At 66.9% G+C, this 15,414-nt stretch carries 13 protein-coding genes; 4 read left to right on the forward strand and 9 right to left on the reverse strand.

All coding sequences use genetic code 11. The features are described from left to right. Positions 1-12: 12 nt before the first annotated feature. Both ABE483_RS12995 and ABE483_RS13000 read right to left on the reverse strand, forming a co-directional pair. A complete protein-coding gene (locus ABE483_RS12995; RefSeq protein ID WP_313211501.1) occupies positions 13-1,137 on the reverse strand; it encodes a phytase in 1,125 nt (374 codons plus the stop codon). Next, positions 1,137-3,707, reverse strand: a complete 2,571-nt coding sequence (locus tag ABE483_RS13000; RefSeq protein ID WP_346481836.1) for a TonB-dependent receptor — start codon at positions 3,705-3,707, stop codon at positions 1,137-1,139. Before ABE483_RS13000 ends, ABE483_RS12995 begins: the two co-directional genes overlap by 1 nt. 431 nt (positions 3,708-4,138) lie before the next feature. On the opposite strand from ABE483_RS13000, the gene upp reads away from it, so the two are divergent. Continuing rightward, a complete protein-coding gene (gene upp / locus ABE483_RS13005) occupies positions 4,139-4,774 on the forward strand; it encodes a uracil phosphoribosyltransferase (RefSeq protein WP_070470290.1) in 636 nt (211 codons plus the stop codon). 184 nt (positions 4,775-4,958) lie between these two features. Here upp and ABE483_RS13010 read toward each other — a convergent pair whose 3' ends face one another. The 6 genes from ABE483_RS13010 to rsmD all read right to left on the reverse strand — a co-directional run bounded on the left by ABE483_RS13010 (position 4,959) and on the right by rsmD (position 9,744). Further along, entirely contained in the window at positions 4,959-5,846 is an 888-nt protein-coding gene (locus tag ABE483_RS13010) for an MBL fold metallo-hydrolase (RefSeq protein WP_313211496.1), read from the reverse strand. Between the two features lie 96 nt (positions 5,847-5,942). Further along, positions 5,943-7,679 (reverse strand): gamma-glutamyltransferase, encoded by a 1,737-nt coding sequence (gene ggt / locus ABE483_RS13015; RefSeq protein WP_313211494.1) that lies wholly within the window; start codon positions 7,677-7,679, stop codon positions 5,943-5,945. Next, positions 7,676-7,960 carry a YfhL family 4Fe-4S dicluster ferredoxin gene (locus tag ABE483_RS13020; protein WP_070427136.1) on the reverse strand — a complete coding sequence of 95 codons (285 nt, stop codon included), beginning with the start codon at positions 7,958-7,960 and terminating at the stop codon, positions 7,676-7,678. Before ABE483_RS13020 ends, ggt begins: the two co-directional genes overlap by 4 nt. A 125-nt stretch (positions 7,961-8,085) precedes the next feature. After that, complete coding sequence (locus ABE483_RS13025; RefSeq protein WP_019183240.1) at positions 8,086-8,577, reverse strand: hypothetical protein; 492 nt, start codon at positions 8,575-8,577, stop codon at positions 8,086-8,088. A gap of 47 nt (positions 8,578-8,624) precedes the next feature. Then, positions 8,625-9,134, reverse strand: coding sequence for a pantetheine-phosphate adenylyltransferase (gene coaD, locus ABE483_RS13030; protein ID WP_313211488.1), 510 nt, complete (start codon positions 9,132-9,134; stop codon positions 8,625-8,627). A 7-nt stretch (positions 9,135-9,141) separates the two neighbouring features. Then, the gene (gene rsmD, locus ABE483_RS13035; RefSeq protein WP_313211486.1) at positions 9,142-9,744 is read right to left on the reverse strand and encodes a 16S rRNA (guanine(966)-N(2))-methyltransferase RsmD; all 603 of its coding nucleotides are present in this window, start codon (positions 9,742-9,744) and stop codon (positions 9,142-9,144) included. A 446-nt stretch (positions 9,745-10,190) separates the two neighbouring features. On the opposite strand from rsmD, the gene htpG reads away from it, so the two are divergent. Further along, positions 10,191-12,089 (forward strand): molecular chaperone HtpG, encoded by a 1,899-nt coding sequence (gene htpG, locus ABE483_RS13040; RefSeq protein WP_346481837.1) that lies wholly within the window; start codon positions 10,191-10,193, stop codon positions 12,087-12,089. Between the two features lie 91 nt (positions 12,090-12,180). Here the strand turns inward: htpG and ABE483_RS13045 are convergent, their stop codons facing one another. Beyond that, complete coding sequence (locus ABE483_RS13045) at positions 12,181-12,477, reverse strand: hypothetical protein (RefSeq protein ID WP_313211481.1); 297 nt, start codon at positions 12,475-12,477, stop codon at positions 12,181-12,183. 165 nt (positions 12,478-12,642) lie between these two features. Here ABE483_RS13045 and ftsY point away from each other — a divergent pair, with 165 nt between their 5' ends. Next, a complete protein-coding gene (gene ftsY, locus ABE483_RS13050) occupies positions 12,643-14,142 on the forward strand; it encodes a signal recognition particle-docking protein FtsY (protein WP_346481838.1) in 1,500 nt (499 codons plus the stop codon). A gap of 132 nt (positions 14,143-14,274) precedes the next feature. After that, a complete protein-coding gene (gene mutY / locus ABE483_RS13055; protein ID WP_346481839.1) occupies positions 14,275-15,414 on the forward strand; it encodes an A/G-specific adenine glycosylase in 1,140 nt (379 codons plus the stop codon).

Genomic DNA, 15,414 nt, shown 5'->3' on the forward strand with positions numbered 1-15,414 from the left:
CAGGAACGCGGCTCACGCGCCGCACTCCAGCGGCAGCGACAACTGCTTGGCGATGCTCGCCCAGTCGAAGGCGACCACGCCCTGGTCATCGTGCACGGCATACAGCGCGCCATGCGGGAAACGCGCGGACGGTGCCTGCATCGACCAGATGCCGTCGGTGTTGGCCACCGTGTTGCCCTGGAACGCACCGACATGCTTCAGGCTGTGCCGGTCGAACAGATGGAACACGCTGCGCTGCTTGCCCTGCTCGGTGGTGATCCACCAACCGTCCTTGCCGCAGGTCCGCAGCATCACGCCTTCGGCCTGGGCCTGGAAGGCATCGCGGCCAAACGTGGTGCCACTGAAGCGGCCTTCCAGCGTATAGACCTTGAACTCGCTGGCGTAGGTTTCGTCTTCTTCCGCGATCAGCAGGCGGTCGTTGGCCGGGTCGCCCCAGATCGATTCGACCACCCGCAGCGCGCCAGCTTCGGTGGTGTCACCGATGCTGGCGGTGAGCGCAGCCTGCGCCTTGCCGCCCTGCACGGTGAGCGCGTAACGCCGCACGCGCTTGTCCAGTTCGGCCAGCGGCGGCAGCACGTCGTTGCCCTGCGCGTCTTCGCCGGCGTCGTAGGAATCGGTGACGTACACGTCGTAGCCGTTGCCGAGCTTGTTCACCCACAGCCCGTACGGCTTGCGCAGGTCATCGGCGCCGAACACGCCCAGCGGGCTGAAATCCGGCAGCTGCAGCACCTGCACACGGTGGCTGTCACGCTCCACGATCAGCACCAGGTCATCGACCACGGCAATGCCGTTGGGGCGATCGAACTGACCCGGCGCGGTGCCGAGGCTGCCGACGTCACGCAGCTTCGCCCCGGTCTGCCCGTCGTAGACCACCAGCTTGTCGGTGGCCTTGGCGGTGGCGATCAACCAGACCTGGCCCTCGGGCGTGGTCCAGCTGGCCGGCGAGTCGATGTTGTCGTCCGGGGTCATCGGGGTGAGGAACGCCTCGGCGACCGTGGCCACATCACGTGCCGTGGAGGCGTCGGTGCCGGTCGGTGCGACCCCCGGGGCCGGCGCCGCTGGCTCGGGCGCGGCTGCCGGCTGGCAGGCGGTCAACAGCGCCAGTGCGAGCAGGCTCAGACCATGGGACGCGCGCATCACAGGGCCACCTTCAGGCCGAGGGCGTAGGTGCGGCCGTATTCTTCGTTCTGCAGGGTGCGCGAGCGCACGCCCTGGTACAGCTCCAGCGGCTTGTCGAGCAGGTTCTGGGCTTCGAAGTAGACGCTCACGTTCGAGGTGATCTTGTAGTCCATGCTGAAGTCGAGCTGGGTGTTGGGCGCCACATAGATGTCATAGGCGCGGCTGTCGCCCAGTGAATCCAGGTACTCGCTGCGGTAGACCGCGGCCACGCGGGTGCTGAAGCCGGCCTTTTCATAGCCGATGTGCGCGCTGTACACGTGCTTGGAGGCACGCGGCAGCATGAAATCGTCGCGCTCGCGGCCGGCCACGCCCGGATCGAAATCCGTATCCAGCCAGGTACCGCTGGCGCCGACCAGCAGACCATCCCAACCGGCCGGCAGGAAGGCGAGCTGCTGCTGCCAGTTGAACTCGGCACCCTTCACCGTGGCCTGGTTGCCGTTGATCACCCGGGTGACCTCGAAGTCCGGATACGCCGGATCGTTGTTGCTCACCGTGTTGACGATGTAGCCGTCGATCGACTTGTGGAACACGCCCAGCGAGACGATGCCGGTGCTGCCGATGTACTTCTCGAGCGAGAGGTCGATGTTCTTTGATTCATACGGATCCAGCTGCGGATTGCCGATCCGGACTTCCTCGTCACCGCGGCTCAGGCCGACCCGCGGCGCCACATCGCCAAACGACGGGCGCGACACGGTCTTGTTGGCGGCCGCACGCAGCACCCAGTCATCACCGGCGTCATAACGCAGGTGCAGGCCAGGCAGCACGTTGGTGTAGCTGCGGCTCACGCTCAACGGGGTGACCGTGAAGCTGCGGCCGTTACCGGCCACCTCGACGCTGTTGCCGGTGGCGCTGAACTGGGTGTTCTCCACACGCACGCCACCGATGATGCGCAGCGCGCCGACATCCCAGGTGCCCATCACGTAACTGGCGAAGATGTCCTCACTGGCGGTGTAATCCTCTTCCAGCGAGGTCAGCGCATTGCCGCCGGCATCCTGCGGACGGGCACTGTACTGGCCACCGGACTGCGCCCAGTAGCGGCGCATGGCATCCGAGCTCATGCCCTGGCCGAGGCTGCCGCCGCGGTGATCGGGGGTGGAGGTGGTCCAGTCCGACAGCGCCACGTCCGGACCGACGCGCAGTTCGCGCTCATCGACATTGACGTCGCGGTCGCGCCAGCGCCCGAGCAGGCCGAACTTGATGCTGGAGGCATCGCCATCGAAGCGCACGTTGATCTGCGCACTGCGCTCGCTGTCGTTGACCTGCTTGGGCGACACCACAAAACGATCGAAATCGTAGTTGCCGTTGTCCATCCACTGCGCGCTGGTCAGGCTGTAGCGCGGGATGCCACTGTTCTGATCGACGCTGGCGCCGAGGTCATCGCCGCTGTACTCGAAACGCGCCTCCATCTCATCGTTGACGCGCTCTTCGGTACGCGTGTAACCGACCTTGTAATCGACCACCGCATTGGTCAGGCGGTTCTCGCCGCCGGCGCTGGTGGTGAAGGTGTTTTCTTTCTTGGTGCGGTAGCGCATGCGCTTCTGGATCGCATCGGCCGGCAGGTCATCGACGCGGTACTGGTTGCTGCCCAGCGCGGTGACGTCACCATCGCCGAAGTTGAAGATGGTGCGCTGGCGGGTTTCGGCATCGTCGAACTGGCTGTACAGCGTGCGCAGGTAATACCGATTGTCGTCATCCGGGTGCCAATCCAGATTGAGGTTCGCACCGATGCGCTTGCGCTCGATCTCGTACTTGCGCTGCTGCAGGCTGGTGGCGAACAGGTCGTCCTCGGCACCGCCGTCGAACTCGCCGTACTCCACTTCGGTGTTGTCCGATTCGAACTTGCGGTTCTGGTAGTTCACCCCCAACGCCACGCCGAAGGTATCGGCGAACACTTCGCTGTAGTTGATCGCGGCCTTGGGGCTGGTGTTGCCGGAGAGCTGCTGATGGCTGGCTTCGATCTTGCCGCGCAGGTTGCGGCCTTCGCGGTCGAACGCCGAGGCGGACTCGACCAGGATCGCACCGCCGATCGCGTCGCCGGGCATGTCCGGGGTGGGCGATTTGACCACGCGCAGGCGCTCGGTCGAGTCGGAGGGAATCACGTCCAGCGGTGCAGCGCGGCTGGAATCCTCCGGCGTACCAATCGCGATGCCATCGACGCTGACGCTGTTGAGGTTGGCATCCAGGCCACGGATGACCACGAAGCGCCCCTCGCCCTGATCACGGGTGACGCTGACGCCCGGCAGGCGCTGCAGCGATTCGGCCACGTTCTGGTCCGGATAGACGCCCATGGCATCGGAGGACACCGCATCTTCGATCGCATCGCTGCTGCGCTTGAGGTCGACCGCGCGGGTCTGCGACTCCAACTGCGGGCGGACTTCGACCCGGTCCAGATCGATGGCGGCGGCACCGGCGGCGGCGCTGCCGGAGACGGTGCTGCCATCGGGCGTATCGGCGGCATGGGCCGACGGGGTGATCACCGCCAGCAACGAAAGGCTGATCGCCAGGCCCAACGGACGCTTCTTCTGCACTGCATTCCCCAATCTGTGTAAAGAATGGGTCAGCACGGTATGTCCGGGAGGTTGCATGAGGATGACACCGGGGACATCAAGGGCGGAGATCGGGGTCTGGGTAGAGCCGAGCCATGCTCGGCTGCCTCGGGTTGACGGGTGCGCCGGTGATCGGCTTCTTCATTGGCGGGCCTGCCGAGCGTCGGCTTCGTCACTGGCGGGCCTGCCGAGCGTCGGCTTCGGCATTGGCGGGCCTGCCGAGCGTCGGCTTCGTCACTGGCGCGGGCCTGCCGAGCGTCGGCTTCGTCACTGGCGGGCCTGCCGAGCGTCGGCTTCGTCACTGGCGGGCCTGCCGAGCATGGCTCGGCACTACCGGGCATGGCGGCTTCGGCTTTTGGCTTCGGTTGGGCGTTGCGGCACACTAGTGTCATCTCCTCTCCCCTGATTCCCCCATGAAAATCGTCGAAGTGCGCCATCCGCTGGTGCAGCACAAGATCGGCCTGATGCGCGATGCGTCCCTGAGCACCAAGGACTTCCGCGAGCTGGCCAATGAACTCGGTGGGCTGCTGGCCTATGAGGCCACCGCCGACCTGGAGACCGAAGCCCACACCATGGCCGGCTGGGCGGGCCCGGTGACGGTGCAGCGCATTGCCGGGGCCAAGATCACCGTGGTGCCGATCCTGCGCGCCGGCCTGGGCATGCTCAGTGGCGTGCTCTCGCTGATCCCCGCCGCGCGGGTGAGCGTGGTCGGCCTGCAGCGCGATGAGGAAACCCTGCAGCCGGTGCCCTACTTCGAGCGCCTGACCGGCCGCCTGGAAGAGCGCGACGCGCTGATCCTGGACCCGATGCTGGCCACCGGCGGCACCCTGATCGCCACCATCGACATGCTCAAACGCGCTGGCGCCCGCCGCATCAAGGGCATCTTCCTGGTCGCCGCGCCGGAAGGCATCGCCGCCGTGCAGGCCGTGCACCCGGACGTGGAGATCTTCACCGCCGCCATCGATGCCCAGCTCAACGAGAAGGGCTACATCCTGCCGGGCCTGGGCGATGCGGGCGACCGCATCTTCGGGACCCGCGTGGTCGGTTGATCCGCTCGTTCTGACCGGCGGCCCTCAACGGCCGTCGGTGCTTCACATGGCCTGGCCATGCCCTGGCCTCGCACCGGGTTGATGCCCGGTGCCGGGGGGGGCCGTGACGACCGACGGTCGGCACTACCGGTGTGGTTGCACAGGCGGTTGCGCCGGGCGGTGCGCGGCCGGGCCAACCGTAGCGTTACGCCAGCGCGCGGGCCTTCAGTTCGCCCTGCTCGTGCACGGTGCCGAAGCGGCCCTTTTCATCGCGTGACACCTGGGCCAGCGCGCACTGCGGGTCGTGGGTGAAGAACAGATGGACGTTGCGGGCCAGCTTGTCTTCCAGGAAGCTGCGCTTCTCGTCGATCAGCAGTTCGGCGTTGCGGTCGTAGCCCATGGTGATCGGCACATGCACCCACGAGCGGCCCGGGATCAGGTCCGCACAGAACACCACGCCGCCCCGCGCCTGGCCATCCACCGTCTCCGGCCCGATGATCTCAGCCAGCATCAGGCCGGGCGTGTGCCCGTCGCTGAAGCTGAAACGCACGCTGTCGCCCAGGGTGGTGGAATACGGACCGTCGACGATCTCCAGACGGCCACTGGCCTGCAGCAGGCCGGGCAGTTCCGGGATGAAACTGGCCCGGTCGCGCGGATGCGGATGCAGCGCACGTGCCCAGTGCTCGGCCCCGACCAGGAAGGTCGCATTCGGGAACAACAGTTCCGGCGAGCGCCCTTCGCTCCACGGTGCCAGCAGGCCGCCGGCATGATCGAAATGCAGATGGCTCAGCACCACCACGTCGATGTCTTCGTGCTCGAACCCGGCCTCGCGCAGGGATTCGATCAGCACATGGCTGGGCTCCTGCACGCCGTATCGGTCCCGCAGTTTCGGCTCGAAGAACGCCCCGATCCCGGTTTCGAACAGCACCGTCTTGCCGGCCAGTGGGCTGGCGAGCAGTGCACGGCAGGCCAGTTCGATCCGGTTGAGATCGTCCGGCACTGCCCATTTTTCCCAGACCGCGCGCGGCGCATTACCGAACATCGCGCCGCCGTCGAGTTTCTGCGAGTTACCGCGGATGGACCATAGTTTCATTGGCAAATTATCGTCGCGCCCCTGTTAAATATTCGCTAGCCATCGCCCATGAAAAAACCCCGCCACTGGGACGGGGTTTCTCGTTTCTGCGGTCAATCAGTGCGCCTGGCTGACCGCGGCGCTGCCGACCGGATTGCGCGGGTCGCTGCCACCGCTGAGGACATTGCTGCGGCGGTCCCATTCCACGGTCTGCAGGTTGCCCCAGACATGGCTGGAGCCGCGGCCACCCGCGGCGGTGTCGCCGGGCAGATCGATCCTGTGGCCCATCGCCTGCAGCTGTTTGATGGTGCCCGCATCGAAGGTGCCGCTCTCGGCCTCGATCAGGTCCGGCAGCCACTGGTGGTGGTAGCGCGGCAGCGCGGCGACCTGCTGGGCGGTCAGGCCATCGTCGTAGCCGAGGATGCCCAGCAGCACCATGGTGATGATGCGGCTGCCACCGGGCGTGCCGAGCACCACGACCTTGTCGGCAGACTCCATGAAGGTCGGGGTCATCGAGCTGAGCATGCGCTTGCCCGGCTTGGGCGCATTGGCCGCATAGCCCATCACGCCGAAGGCATTGGGCGTGCCCGGCTTCAGCGCGAAATCGTCCATTTCGTTGTTCAGCAGCACGCCGGTACCCGACGGAATCAGGCCCGAGCCGTACAGCAGGTTCACGGTCTGGGTCGCGCCGACGCGGTTGCCCTCGCGGTCGATGATCGAGAAATGCGTGGTCTCGTCATCTTCCAGCGGGGTCGGGTTGCCCGAGAGCAGATCGCTCGGGGTCGCCTTCTCCGGATGGATGGTGGCACGCAGGCCCTGCGCGTAATCCTTGCTGGTCAGCACCTTCTGCGGGATATCCACGAAGTCCGGATCGCCCAGGAAGAAGGTGCGGTCGCGGTAGGCGCGGCGCATGGCTTCCACCACCAGGTGGGTGCGATGGGCCTGGTCGAGCGATTTCAGGTCCCAGCCTTCCAGGATCTGCAGCATGGCCGCCAGCGCGATGCCGCCGGAAGACGGCGGCGAGGCGGTGGTGATGGTCCAGTCGCGGTACTTGAAGGCGATCGGCTCGCGCAGCTTGACCCGATAGCCGGCCAGTTCCTCGGCGGTCCAATGGCCGCCGGCCTGCTTCACGCCCTTGAGCAGCAGCGTGCCGGTCTCGCCCCGGTAGAAACCATCGAAGCCCTGGTCGGCCAGACGCTCCATGGTCCTGGCCAGTTCCGGCTGGCGGAACAGGTCGCCCTCGGCGATCGGCTTGCCGTTGCGCTCATACACCTCGCGCGTGCCGGGATAGCGCTGCATCACCTCACGCCGGGACTGATAGCCCTTGGACATGCGCGCATACACCGGGAAGCCATCGCGCGCGATGCGCATCGCCGGCGCCAGCGAGGTCTTCAGCGGCAGCTTGCCGTGCTTGGAGGACAGTTCCACCAGCGCTGCCGGCAGGCCCGGGATACCGGCCGACCAGGCGCCATTGACCGAACGGTCGCGGTCCAGCTCGCCTTTCTTGTCCAGGAACGCTTCGGGCGTGGCGGACTGTGGCGCGGTTTCGCGCGCGTCCAGCATCACGTCCTTGCCGGTGGCTGCATCGTGCAGCAGGAAGAACCCGCCGCCACCAAGGCCGGAACTGATCGGCTCGACCACCGCCAGCGTGGCGGACACGGCCACGGCCGCATCGAATGCGTTGCCGCCCTTGGCCAGGATTTCCATGCCGGCTTCGGTGGCCAGGTGATGGCCACTGGCGACGGCTGCGCCGTCAGGATGCTTGGCCAGCGCCACCTGCGGGGATTCCGCAGCCCAGACGCTCGGGCTGACCAGCAGGACGAGCAGCAACCAACGACGCGACAGCGTTCTCATTTGGGCAGAAACTCCGTGACATACAATTCGGGATGATCGCGCTGCAGCCCGTGCAGCTTGGCCAGCAGGGCGTCCTGGGTTTCCGGAATGTCCGGATCGGGATCGATGCATTCGACCGGGCAGACGACCACGCACTGGGGTTCGTCGAAATGCCCCACGCACTCGGTGCAGCGGGCCGGATCGATCACGTAGATGGTTTCACCCATCGAAATGGCCTGATTGGGACAGGCGGGCTCACAGACGTCGCAATTGACGCAGAGCTCATTGATTTTCAGCGACATGGCGTTACTCCACGCCCGCGCCGGCGGATGAGAACCGGCCCACGCGGGCGCGCGGGCCGATCATCGGTGACGCCCCTGCGGGCGCCACCCGGGCCGCGCACAAGGCGCAGCCGCCACTGCACGGGTTACTTGGCTTCGACGAAGATGTACTCGGCGCCGGTCGGCTGGATGATCGACTGGACGCGGGCGTTGTCGGCGGCCTTGCCGATGAACACCACGCGCACACCCTTCATCGAGTCCGGCGAGACGTCCTTGAACACGGCCTGGATCATGTCGGCCATCTTGGCCGAGGCCGAAGAACCGAAGGCCAGCATGTTGCCCGGCTGCACGCCACGGCCCACGGCCTGGGTGGCGCTTTCGACCTGACGCTCATACTTGGCCGCGAATTCCGGATCCGATTCCGGGGCAAGGTAGTACAGGTACGGGCTGTTGCTGATGTTGCCCATGTTCTGCACGGCCACGGCCTGCAGGTACTTCTTCCAGCCGGCATCGTCATCGGCAGCCGGGGCGACCAGCGCCTGCTGGGCTTCGACGACCGGTGCGGCCTCTTCCTTCTTGCAGGCGGTGAAGGCCAGCGCGAACGACGCGATCAACATGGCACGCATGGTGTTGTTCATGGAATTCCTCCCTTGGTGATTCTTGGTATGTATGGGTCTGACAGGTACTACGCTTGGCCCGACTTCGCTTCACGGACCTTGCGCAGCGCCTCAAGCACAGCGGACGGCACGAAGCCGGACACGTCGCCGCCCAGACGGGCGATCTCGCGGACCAGCGAAGACGAAATGAAGCTGTGTTGCTCGGCCGGGGTCAGGAACAGCGTCTCGACCTCCGGGATCAGATGGCGGTTCATGCTCGCCATCTGGAATTCGTATTCGAAATCGGACACCGCGCGCAGGCCGCGCAGCAGGATGCCGCCCTGCACCGAGCGCACGAAATGCGCCAGCAGGGTATCGAAACCACGCACTTCCACGTTGCGGTTGTGGCCCAGCGCATCGCGGGCCAGCTGCACACGCTGCTCCAGCGGCAGGGTCGGCCCCTTGGACGGACTCTGCGCCACGCCCACCACCACTTTCTCGAACAGGGGCGCAGCGCGGTTCACCAGATCGATGTGACCGTTGGTGATCGGATCGAAGGTGCCCGGGTACACGGCAATGCGGCGGTTGGCCACGGTCATACGTCAGCTACGCGTGTTGGTCTGGTGAAAGTGTAGCAGTGGCGCGGCGATACAGGGCAAAACGCACCTCCCGGGTCCCCCCCTCGCGGTGCAGCAGCCACGGCGCGGGCATCCTCGGCGCCTGATCGGCCGGGGACTCCACGTACAGCCAGGCATCGGCGGCCAGATGTGACGGCAGCCCGGTGATCACTGCCTCCCACAGCCCATCGGCGAACGGCGGATCGATGAACACGATATCCGCCAGCGCTCCGGCCGGCTGACGCAGCCACTGCAGCGCATCGGCCTGTACCACCGCGATCTGCTCCTGCGCGCCCAACTTGGCGACCGACTCGCGCAACTGGCGGGACAATGCGACATCGCGCTCCACCAGCGTCGCCTGCGCCGCCCCTCGCGACACCGCCTCCAGACCCAGCGCCCCGCTGCCGGCGAACAGATCCAGCACCCGCGCCCCACCCAGCCGCGGCATCAGCCAATTGAACAGCGTCTCCCGCACCCGGTCACTGCTGGGCCGCAGCCCCGGTGACAGCGGCACCGGCAGCTTCGTATTGCGCCACTTGCCCCCGATGATCCGCACCTGGCCCACGGCCCCCGCCGGCTGACGCGGCTTCATGCGTGGCTCCGGAGACAGATGGAAGCGGGATGGGCGAACGGTCGGAAGAGAGTCATGGGCACGGATGGCAGGCGGTTCAGGACGACATTCTAGGCGGTCCGGTCGCTGTCTCTGCCAGGCATCCCGATGCTGGAATGAAATGCAGCCACGCATGGCGTGGCTCTACCTGTCGCACGTCCGACCCACCTTGTAGAGGGTGGCGGGTACGGGGGGCCGGGACCGTTGCGCAGCATGGATGCTGCCCACGAGGCCCCATGGATGGGTTCACGCCGCGTCCCGGCCCCCCGTACCCGCCGCCCTCCCACACGGACATGCAGGCGCCGCGCTCCTGCTTGCGATTCAGCCCCCGAAGCTGCCGACACTCTTGAATTCGGGACAATCCACCCCTACCCCTTGAGCCAGCCGCCGCGCCGGGCGCGGCAATGTCCCAAGGAGCAACACGACCCATGACCGTGCAGACCCAAAAAGAAACCCTGGGCTTCCAGACCGAAGTCAAACAGCTGCTGCAGCTGATGATCCACTCGCTGTACTCCAACAAGGAAATCTTCCTTCGCGAGCTCATCTCCAACGCGGCCGACGCCTCGGACAAGCTGCGCTTCGAAGCGCTGACCCAGCCGGCCCTGCTCGAAAACGCCGGCGACCTGCGCATCCGCGTCAGTTTCGATGCCACGGCCAACACCCTGACCATCGACGACAACGGCATCGGCATGAGCCGGGATGAAGCGATCGCCCACCTGGGCACCATCGCCAAATCCGGCACCGGCGACTTCCTGCGCCAGCTCTCCGGCGACCAGAAGAAGGACTCCCAGCTGATCGGCCAGTTCGGCGTCGGCTTCTACAGCGCCTTCATCGTCGCCGACCAGGTGGACGTCTATTCCCGTCGCGCCGGCCTGCCCGCCAGCGAGGGCGTGCACTGGTCCTCGCGCGGCGAAGGCGAGTTCGACGTGGAACCCATCGACAAGCCCGAGCGCGGCACCCGCATCGTGCTGCACCTGAAGGACGACCAGCGCGACTTCGCCGACGGCTGGCGCCTGCGCGGCATCATCAAGAAGTACTCCGACCACATCGGCCTGCCGATCCAGATGGTCAAGGAACACCACGGCGACGACGCCCCGGCCGAGGTTGAATGGGAGACCGTCAACCGTGCCAGCGCCCTGTGGACGCGCCCGCGGACCGAGATCAGCGACGCCGAGTACCAGGAGTTCTACAAGCACGCCGCGCACGACCATCAGGATCCGCTGGCGTGGAGCCACAACAAGGTCGAAGGCAAGCTGGAGTACACCTCGCTGCTGTACGTGCCCGGCCATGCGCCGTTCGATCTGTACCACCGTGACGCGCCCAAGGGCCTGAAGCTGTACGTGCAGCGCGTCTTCGTGATGGACCAGGCCGAGCAGTTCCTGCCGCTGTACCTGCGTTTCATCAAGGGCGTGGTGGATTCCAACGACCTGTCGCTGAACGTCTCGCGCGAAATCCTGCAGTCCGGCCCGGTCATCGATTCGATGAAGTCGGCGCTGACCAAGCGCTCGCTGGACATGCTGGAGAAGCTGGCCAAGGACAAGCCGGAGGTCTATGCCGGCTTCTGGAAGCAGTTCGGCCAGGTGCTCAAGGAGGGCCCGGCCGAAGACTATGGCAACCGCGAAAAGATCGCCGGCCTGCTGCGCTTCGCCTCCACCCATGATGCCAGTGGCGAGCCCAGCGTCTCGCTGGCCGACTACGTGGGCCGCATGATCGAGGGCCAGGACAAGATCTACTTCCTGACCGGCGACAGCCACACCCAGGTCAAGGACAGCCCGCACCTGGAAGTGTTCCGCAAGAAGGGCGTGGAAGTGCTGCTGCTCACCGACCGCATCGACGAATGGCTGATGGGGTACCTGACCGAGTTCGATGGCAAGTCGTTCGTCGATGTCGCCCGTGGCGACCTGGACCTGGGCGCGCTGGAAAGCGCCGAAGACAAGCAGGCCCAGGAAGCCGTCGCCAAGGACAAGCAGGCGCTGGTGGACCGCATCAAGACCGCGCTGGGTGATGACGTCGCCGACGTGCGCGTCTCGCACCGCCTGACCGACTCCCCGGCGATCCTGGCGATCGGCGAGCAGGATCTGGGCCTGCAGATGCGCCAGATCCTGGAAGCCAGTGGGCAGAAGGTGCCGGACAGCAAGCCGGTGTTCGAGTTCAACCCTGCCCATCCGCTGATCGCCAAGCTGGATCAGGAAGGCGATGCCGCGCGCTTCGACGACCTGAGCCGCGTGCTGTTCGATCAGGCCGCGCTGGCCGCGGGCGACACGCTGAAGGACCCGGCAGCGTATGTGCGTCGGCTCAACAAGCTGTTGTTGGAGCTGTCGGCGTAAGTCGTGCTGCAGGTGGGTGCCGGCCACGGGTCGGCGCCCGCCGCGGTTGATGGTGCATGGCGCCGCGCGGCGGTCAGCGCGTGCGCTCGGGTCAGGCCCAGCGGTCGAGCAAGGTGCCCAGCATCTCGTCCTGACGCCGGATCACGGTGGCGTTGGCGGCAAACGCCAGCGCAGCCTGCTTGGCGGTGAGCAGATCCGCGATGGGCGCGTTGGCATCGTCAGGTGCGGCGACCACGGTGGCGGTGACACCGCCCCCTGCCGTTGCGGCCTGCGCGATCCCCAGCCGCGTGGAATCAGCCACCGGCAATCGCGCCACGTTGGAGACGGCCGCCTGTACGCCCAGCGAAGCGGCACGCATGCCGGCGCTGGCAATGGACATCACGCTCATCGTTCACCGTTTCGCGGTCCCGGCCGCGCCCGCATGGCGCAGCCCTTCACAACCGGTAACGGCCGCATCGGCCATTACTTGAGTCCCGCCCCACCGCACCTGCACGCCCATGGGCATTCGGGGCGCAGTGGTAGCATAGCCCTCTGATTTCAGCGTCTTTTGCCAATGCTCAGCTTCTTCCGTCGCAAAAAGCCCCAGGACGCCCCGCAAGAGGCGGCCAAGACCCAGCATTACTCCGCCGAGGAGTTGGCTGCCGCGTTCCCGCAGGCCAGGACCGAGCCTGCTGCACCGCCGGCGCCTGCGCCGCTGCCGCCCGTGGTGGAAACCCCTGTTCCCGCTGCCGAGCCAGCCGCGCCGGTGGAGCGCGTGATCGCGCCGACCCCAGTGGTTCCCGCGCCGGTCATTCCTGCGCCCGTGGTGGCTGCACCTGTGGTGCCTGCCCCGGTGACCCCGGCGCCGGCAGCCCCTGCACCCGCGGTGGCCGCGCCAGTTGTTCAGGAGCCTATCTCCCCTGCCCCGACGGTAGCTGCACCGGTTCAAGAGCCGCCGCTGGAGGCCCGTGTCGCGCCCGCCGCGCCCACCCCGATTCCGGCCGCTCCTGTGAGCAACCCGGCGCCGGCCGTCGTTGCGCCGTCGCCTGTTCCAGCTCCGATCACTACGGTTACCCCGGTTGCCCCGGTTGCCCCGGTTGCCCCGACCATCGTGACCGAGCGCCCGTCCTCCCAGGACATGGCCCCCGCCGCTGCCGGCAAGAGCGGCTGGCGCGAGCGTCTGCGCAACAGCGTGATCGCACGCAGTTTCGGCGGCCTGTTCTCGCGCAATCCCAAGCTCGATGACGACCTGCTCGACGAACTGGAAACCGCGCTGATCACCGCCGATGTCGGCGTCGGCGCGACCACGGCGCTGGTCGAAGGCCTGCGCAAGCGCATGAAGGCGCGCGAGTTCACCGATGCCAATGCGCTGCTCACCGCGCTGCGCGCCGAGCTGATCGCGATCCTGCAGCCGGTCGCCAGGCCGCTGGTCATCGACCGCACCGCCAAGCCGTTCGTGGTGCTCACCGTCGGCGTCAACGGCGTCGGCAAGACCACCACCATCGGCAAGCTGGCCAAGCGCTTCAAGGACGACGGCCACAGCCTGATGCTGGCCGCCGGCGATACCTTCCGTGCCGCTGCCGTCGCGCAGTTGCAGGCCTGGGGCGAACGCAACGGCGTGGCCGTGGTCGCGCAGGGTCAGAACGCCGATGCGGCCTCGGTCGCCTTCGATGCACTGCAGGCCGGCAAGGCACGCGGCACCGAGGTGCTGATCGCCGATACCGCCGGCCGCCTGCATACCCAGGCCGGCCTGATGAACGAGCTTGGCAAGATCCGCCGCGTGCTCGGCAAGATCGATGCCAATGCGCCGCATGAAGTGCTGATGGTCATCGATGGCACCACCGGCCAGAACGCGCTCTCGCAGCTGCGTCAGTTCCACGCGGCGGTCAACGTGACCGGCCTGGTGGTGACCAAGCTGGACGGCACCGCCAAGGGCGGCGTGGTGTTCGCGCTCGCCCGCGAGTTCGGCATTCCGATCCGCTTCTGCGGCATCGGCGAGCGCCCGGAAGACCTGCGCGTGTTCGACCCGGAAGCCTTTGTAGACGCCCTGCTGCCCGAAGCACTCGGCGCCTGATCACCGCCGGGCCAGGCAGCGGCTTCACTTGTAGAGCCACCCCATGGGTGGCTGCTTCACCTCCGTGACCGGTCTCCCCGGCTGCCGATGCAGCCACGCATGGCGTGGCTCCCGTCCTTCTCCGGAATCTGCATGACCCGCCAGCCTCCCGCCAGCGCCGTATTGCCTGCCGACGATGTCTTCGTCTCGCGGCTGCTGCACTGGTTCGACGATCACGGCCGGCATGACCTGCCGTGGCAGCACCCGCGCTCGCCGTACCGGGTGTGGCTGTCGGAGATCATGCTGCAGCAGACCCAGGTCAGCACGGTCATCCCGTACTTCCTGAAGTTCCTCGCGGCGTTCCCGACCCTGCCCGACCTGGCCGCCGCCAGCAATGACGCGGTGATGGCGCAGTGGGCGGGATTGGGGTACTACGCCCGTGCACGCAACCTGCATGCCGCCGCGCAGCGCTGCGTGGACCTGCATGGCGGCGAGCTGCCGCGTGATTTCGATGCACTGCATGCGCTGCCGGGCATCGGCCGCAGCACTGCGGGCGCGATCCTCAGCCAGGCCTGGAGTGACCGGTTCGCGATTCTCGATGGCAACGTCAAGCGCGTACTGACCCGCTATCACGGCATCGAGGGCTTTCCCGGCCTGCCGGCGATCGAAAAGCAGCTGTGGGCGGTCGCCGAGGCGCACGCAGCGCAGGTGCCTGGCACGCGCATGGTCGATTACACCCAGGCGCAGATGGACCTGGGCGCCAGCGTCTGCAGCCGCAGCAGGCCCGCCTGCGTGATCTGTCCGCTGCAGGCGACCTGCGTTGCCCGTCGTGAAGGCCGCACCGATCAGCTGCCGACGCCCAAACCGGGCAAGACCCTGCCTGAGCGCGAGGCGGTAGCGTTGCTGCTGCGCGATGCACGCGGCCGCGTACTACTGCAGAAACGGCCGGACACCGGCATCTGGGCGCAGCTATGGACCCTGCCCCAGGCCGACAGCGGGATCGCCCTGCAGGACTGGTTCGACGCGCACATCGACGGCTCGCTGGACGATGCCGAGCCGCTGCCGCTGCTGGAACACACCTTCAGCCACTACCGGTTGCATCTGCAGGTGCTGGTGGCAACCGTACAGGGCGCGCGCGGCAACGATGCAGGGCGGCGCTGGGTCGCCGCCGAGGAACTGGCCACGCTCGGCCTGCCCGCGCCGATCCGCAAGCTGCTGGAAACGGGTGCACCGCCCGCTCAGCCCAAGCGCCGTACAATGCGGCGCGCAGCAACATCCCAAGACAACGAGTAA

The sequence above is a fragment of the Stenotrophomonas sp. TWI602 genome, from assembly GCF_039674045.1.
GTDB lineage: Bacteria > Pseudomonadota > Gammaproteobacteria > Xanthomonadales > Xanthomonadaceae > Stenotrophomonas.

Bases quoted from the DNA above. Each gene is read 5' to 3' on its own strand.
- ABE483_RS13025 (WP_019183240.1), bottom strand. From the start codon at position 8,577: ATGAACAACACCATGCGTGCCATGTTGATCGCGTCGTTCGCGCTGGCC.
- rsmD (WP_313211486.1), bottom strand. From the start codon at position 9,744: ATGAAGCCGCGTCAGCCGGCGGGGGCCGTGGGCCAGGTGCGGATCATC.
- ABE483_RS13020 (WP_070427136.1), bottom strand. From the start codon at position 7,960: ATGTCGCTGAAAATCAATGAGCTCTGCGTCAATTGCGACGTCTGTGAG.
- ABE483_RS13010 (WP_313211496.1), bottom strand. From the start codon at position 5,846: ATGAAACTATGGTCCATCCGCGGTAACTCGCAGAAACTCGACGGCGGC.
- htpG (WP_346481837.1), top strand. From the start codon at position 10,191: ATGACCGTGCAGACCCAAAAAGAAACCCTGGGCTTCCAGACCGAAGTC.
- ftsY (WP_346481838.1), top strand. From the start codon at position 12,643: ATGCTCAGCTTCTTCCGTCGCAAAAAGCCCCAGGACGCCCCGCAAGAG.
- ABE483_RS13045 (WP_313211481.1), bottom strand. From the start codon at position 12,477: ATGAGCGTGATGTCCATTGCCAGCGCCGGCATGCGTGCCGCTTCGCTG.
- upp (WP_070470290.1), top strand. From the start codon at position 4,139: ATGAAAATCGTCGAAGTGCGCCATCCGCTGGTGCAGCACAAGATCGGC.
- ggt (WP_313211494.1), bottom strand. From the start codon at position 7,679: ATGAGAACGCTGTCGCGTCGTTGGTTGCTGCTCGTCCTGCTGGTCAGC.
- coaD (WP_313211488.1), bottom strand. From the start codon at position 9,134: ATGACCGTGGCCAACCGCCGCATTGCCGTGTACCCGGGCACCTTCGAT.
- mutY (WP_346481839.1), top strand. From the start codon at position 14,275: ATGACCCGCCAGCCTCCCGCCAGCGCCGTATTGCCTGCCGACGATGTC.
- ABE483_RS12995 (WP_313211501.1), bottom strand. From the start codon at position 1,137: ATGCGCGCGTCCCATGGTCTGAGCCTGCTCGCACTGGCGCTGTTGACC.